This is a genomic window from Streptosporangium sp. NPDC006013 (genome assembly GCF_040614275.1).
Classification (GTDB): domain Bacteria; phylum Actinomycetota; class Actinomycetes; order Streptosporangiales; family Streptosporangiaceae; genus Streptosporangium.
Window position 1 is genome coordinate 1 of the sequence record NZ_JBEXUE010000645.1, and the last position, 4650, is coordinate 4650.

At 62.4% G+C, this 4650-nt stretch carries 4 protein-coding genes; 1 reads left to right on the plus strand and 3 read right to left on the minus strand.

Annotation, left to right across the window (positions count from 1 at the left end; all coding sequences use genetic code 11):
* Window positions 1-64 precede the first annotated feature (64 nt).
* Window positions 65-247: a hypothetical protein gene (locus tag ABZ260_RS46930; protein ID WP_355631334.1), complete on the minus strand. Its 183-nt coding sequence runs from the start codon at window positions 245-247 to the stop codon at window positions 65-67.
* Between the two features lie 204 nt (window positions 248-451).
* Here ABZ260_RS46930 and ABZ260_RS46935 point away from each other — a divergent pair, with 204 nt between their 5' ends.
* Window positions 452-2380: a hypothetical protein gene (locus tag ABZ260_RS46935; protein WP_355631337.1), complete on the plus strand. Its 1929-nt coding sequence runs from the start codon at window positions 452-454 to the stop codon at window positions 2378-2380.
* A 484-nt stretch (window positions 2381-2864) separates the two neighbouring features.
* On the opposite strand, the gene ABZ260_RS46940 is transcribed toward ABZ260_RS46935, so the two are convergent.
* Both ABZ260_RS46940 and ABZ260_RS46945 read right to left on the minus strand, forming a co-directional pair.
* Window positions 2865-3398 (minus strand): hypothetical protein, encoded by a 534-nt coding sequence (locus ABZ260_RS46940; RefSeq protein WP_355631340.1) that lies wholly within the window; start codon window positions 3396-3398, stop codon window positions 2865-2867.
* Between the two features lie 187 nt (window positions 3399-3585).
* Window positions 3586-4059, minus strand: coding sequence for a hypothetical protein (locus tag ABZ260_RS46945; RefSeq protein ID WP_355631343.1), 474 nt, complete (start codon window positions 4057-4059; stop codon window positions 3586-3588).
* Between the last annotated feature and the right edge of the window lie 591 nt (window positions 4060-4650).

Below are 4650 nucleotides of genomic sequence, written 5' to 3' on the forward strand. Positions count from 1 at the left end.
GCTTCCTCCAGGTCCGTATCTGCGGATGCCTGAATCACAGTACTCATCAGGTGTATCTCCTTGATCAGGAGTTACACCGAAAACCGTACAGTCCCTCGGCGAGCGCCACGATGATCCCCTTGATCGCAGGCCCGTCGGTGAAAAAGTAGTCAGCCATGGTGTTGTGCGCCTCCTGGTTGTCAGCGACGGCCTCGGTGCCGGAGGACTGGAAGTCCTGCGACTCCATGAACTGCTTCTTGGTGTTCACTCGGGTCTGCTGGACTGCTGGACCAGGTCCGGGTTGGCGAGCAGTCGCTGCACGAGCTCCCGGATCTGGGACTCGACGAACGACTCGGCGCCGAAGAGGTCGTTCATCTTGTGCCCTCTTGACGTGCGGTGGTGGCTACCGTGGTGACTACAGCTACGACAGCCGTGTCATCGTCGTGGCAACACCCGTGTGATCGGAAAGCCCATGATGATCGACTACAACGTCAGCGACCACTGGTCCGATGAGGATCCCGATTGGCCGAAGTCCCTGGTTTCCTCGCTCGACCGCCGTCACGGCCTCAGCAGCGTTCTGCCGCTCACGGTCATCGTCGAGGAGATCGCCGAGTGGGTCGAGCTTGCCAGCGGCACCGACGCGTGGAAGAAGCCCGCCAACCGCTCCTCTCTCCGGTTAGACCTCGACGAGTCGGTAGGCGCGGTTGGCACAACCCTCAGCAATCACATCGCAGGGAAGCTCGCCGCATTTCGAGCAGCCCTATTGCAGCTCTCCACGAGCCCCTCGGCGGTGCTCGCCCAGCCGCCCGGCACTCGTACTGACGCGGCCTGGACAAACCTGCTCTCCACCGCGCGCGAGCTTCTCGAAGAGCTCGACTCGGACGATGCGGCACGCGCCAGCTGGGACGATCTGGTCGCGACCGCGCAGGATCGGACCCTGGCGCGGCGCGAGTATCGCCCTATCGCTGAGCTTCTGTTCGAGCAGCTGCAGCGGCGGGGTCTCAGCGCGGAGGGAGCCTTCCGCGATCTCGTGTCGATCGTGGCCTTCGGCCGCGACCCTAACGATATCCCCATCGGCGAGAAGGACGTGCCCCTCGATCAGCGGCTGACGAACGCGCGCACCTTCGTCGGCACACCCGCCCAGGTCGAACCGATCGTCGTCTGGTTGGGCTACCAAGGACGTATTCATCTTCATCTCTCTGCCGGGCGTGTGTCCTTCCTCGACGCGCACTGGGCCGTTCCGAACGCTGAGCCTGGCGGGCAGGACTTCGCCCACAAGGCAGAGCTCTCGGAGCTGGTCCGGGACGGCCTTTTGTTCAAGGTTGCGAAGATGGTCGACGAGGAGTCCGACGTCGACATCCTTGTGCGCGTCGACCTCGGTAACACGACGGCTGCTGGTGCAGTCTCGCGCGCCGTCGACATCGTGGACACCATCCTGAATGTGTCGATGCACAACGCTGGCGGGATCCGTCCGCGGCTAGCTCAGCACGCCGTCATTCGCTCTGGGAAACCCGGCTCCGCCGGCTTCTTGGCCGTTTGGCGTGAGACCGGTTTTCCCGACGACTACTACGGAGCTGGGATGACCGCTGAGGCGATCGAACAACATGGACCGCGGATCGCCGAGGCACTTGCCCGAGCAGAACTCCCCAGGTTCCTGGCTGCGGCCATCGAAGTGCAGACGACAGCCGATCACCCTTTCAGCCGCGATATGGCGCTGCGGAAGCCATCGGAAGCCGACATCAGCAGCGTGATCCCGCTCTCGGACCGAGTGGCGCAGCACATCGCTGCATACGCGGCCATGGACCCGAACGATCTCTTCGCACTGCTCGGGGAGCGCTGGCCGCATGCCCGATGGCTCACGGATCTTCGGCGCGCAGCAGGGATGTGCCTCCTCGGCGGTGGTCGGCGCGATGAGTTACTCACCGAGCTCACGCGTGAATGGTTTTCCAGCCGACCGAAGCAGCCGTGGATCCTGCTTCTTGCCGATCGAGCCGATGACTTCCTGTCGCTGTGCCGCCTTGAGCATGAGCGCGCCTGGATCGCGCGGATGTTCACGAGCGTTGGCGATCACGCCACCTACAGCACCCTCATCCATGAGTACACGGCCGAGGGCGAAGTGCTCGAAGCGCGCCGCCGCCGCGTTCGCAACGCATTGGTCCACGGAAACCCCGCGAGCTTCGCGGTGGTGCAGTCCGTCCGTGAGTATGCCGACTTCCTCGGCGGCAGCGCCCTCAACCGTGGTCTCGAGTCTTTCGTCGAAGGCACACCACCCGCCGCAGCTCTGGCGATCAGAACGGACGAGTTCGTCGCAATGCAGGATGGCCAGGATGCCGCAAGCTTCTGGCGTGCGCGGATCGCTGCACAGAATCATTCAGGCGCGGCGTATGGCACCGAGCCGTGATCATATTTCACTCGACGGTTTCACGTCATCCTAACTCCCCCCATGATCGCAGAATTTCGATGCGCAGGAGCGCGCTCTTCTCGGCAGAAGAGGACGACAGCGCGGGTCCGGCCGCCTCCACGATCGGTCAGTCAACGGGCTGCGGGCACCAAGATCTGTGACGCAAACGTCATGTCGTACCCACGATCGTGTCGGCTGGACCTTGCACGGTTTCGGTCCCCGACATGCTCAACTCCAATGACATCTCGTGCTCATGCCGAGCGACGCCTAACAGCAGGTCACAGGCAAGATCTCGGCTGATCAGGAGCACAGTTAAGTGGCTTCGCATCGAAGGAGTCACGGCCTCGGAGCGCGGGGGTTGCTGTACAGCAGCGCGTACAGCAACGCCGCCTTACGCGATCACACCTCACCGGCCCATATCTACCGGCCGAGCAGGGCGGCAAGCCATCAACGAGGGGTCTGCCCTTCCCTACGGATTAGAGGGTTACCCAGACCAAGGGGTAGGACCCTGCTTCAGGACGTGGACCTCGGTTTCCTCTGTGGTGACCCATATCTCGACGCGGTACTCGAAGTGGTCGCCCAGCTCGTCGTCGTCCGTGTCCGGGTGGACGATCCGTGTCGGCATGTATGAGATCCGTGTCCGGTACGTGTTCGGTGGGAGGACGAGTACGTTTTTGGTTCCTGGTTCCTGGTCGCAGCCGTAGATGCTGAGCCGCCCCGTCGGCAGGGCGAGGTCGGCCTCCACCACGTGATCGGCCTCGTCGAGGAGCTCTGTCGGCGGAGGTGAGGCATGCACGCGGAGCGTCATCGGCACCCAGCCTTGTCGGGCCGTGCCCACGGCGATTGAGGTGGGCTCGACTCCGATCCTCACCAGCTCCGAGGCTTCTCCGGCCCAGGGCTGCCCGTCGATGTCGCCGCCCCTGACAGCATCCCAGTACGTTTCTTCATCTCGAAGATAGAACTGGAAGTGGCCGGCGTAGAGAAAGAAACGCTGGACCTCGACCGGGGACGAGTGCATAGCCCGCAACGGTACTGGGCCAACGAGATCTCGCTAACGCTGTTGCTAACAACGTCCCTGGACGCCGGTGGACATCCCTAGAAGATGATCTTAGGGAGAGCGTCTCTGAGCAGGTGTTTCTGTCAGTGGTGGATGTCGGTGGACATTCTCGAACTGGCTACGGATCAGATGGTGGGTGGTATCCGGATCAAGGCGTGGGGAGTTCGCCCGTGCGAAGCAGTACGAGACCTTCTTCGTACCATTCGGAGCGGTCTGCGGCCGGAGGTAGTTCAACTCCCGCGAGTCCGGCCGGGGCGGAGAACTGTTGTCGAAGCTGCTCTACGAGCTGCTCAGCTTGCCTGAGCGTTTCTGATAGGTCATCGGGTGCATCGACGCTGAGGCCGAGAACCGTTGCCCCGTCACGAGTGACCGTGATGATGGCCTGGTAGTGGTCGCGAGCCCTGAGATAGAGCGTGAAGGCGTCATCCCCGTCTTCGAAGCGTAACTCGTCGAGGGCCTTGTCATCTGCGTCGTTCGCGATGCCCAGGACATGTACCCGCCTGAAAGCGTGAAACCGCTCGTCGCCGGGATCGTCCACGTTGACGTAGCCATCGATGAATCGCCTGAAGACCTCGGAGCTGGGCTCTGGAACCCACACGTAGACGTCGAGACATGGCGGCACGGATCCAGCGTAGATCTTCGCGTCGCCCTGGATCGGAGAGACTGTCCTTCGACGCTCTCGGCATGGGGAATCTTGCTAACGCGGATGCTAACAACAGGTCTGGACGGTCCTGGGCGACTGTGGACTGAGGGACCCCGAAGAACAACGCGCGACCAGGCCCGGAAGACGGCCGTGGACGGTCCTGGACAGTCGTGATCTAACTCGTAATGAAGGGGTCGCATATTGGATGAAGGGGCAGACCTCTGGTAGGAGGCGATCGAATCTATCGGGCCTATTGGGGCCGACACTAGGCTCTAGATCATGAAGCGTCTGATTGTCGTGGTGCTGGTGGTCGGTGGCCTTGCTGGTGCTGTCGCCGTCGTAGGCGTTCTGGGGGCCGGCAGTTTCGTGGTGGATCGCCTGGGCTTGTTGTTGATGCCCCGCTCGCCGTTTCCCCGTTGTACCGACGATGACAAGCGGCTTGCTTCGGCTCTCGTAGTGCTCAGCATCCTCGATGTGAGGTTCCCCCCGTACGACAGCCACCGATGGTGTGGGATCACGAGGTTGCGTCTGAGAGCTTGTAGAGCTCCTCGAACGTGATTGGGCTGTTCA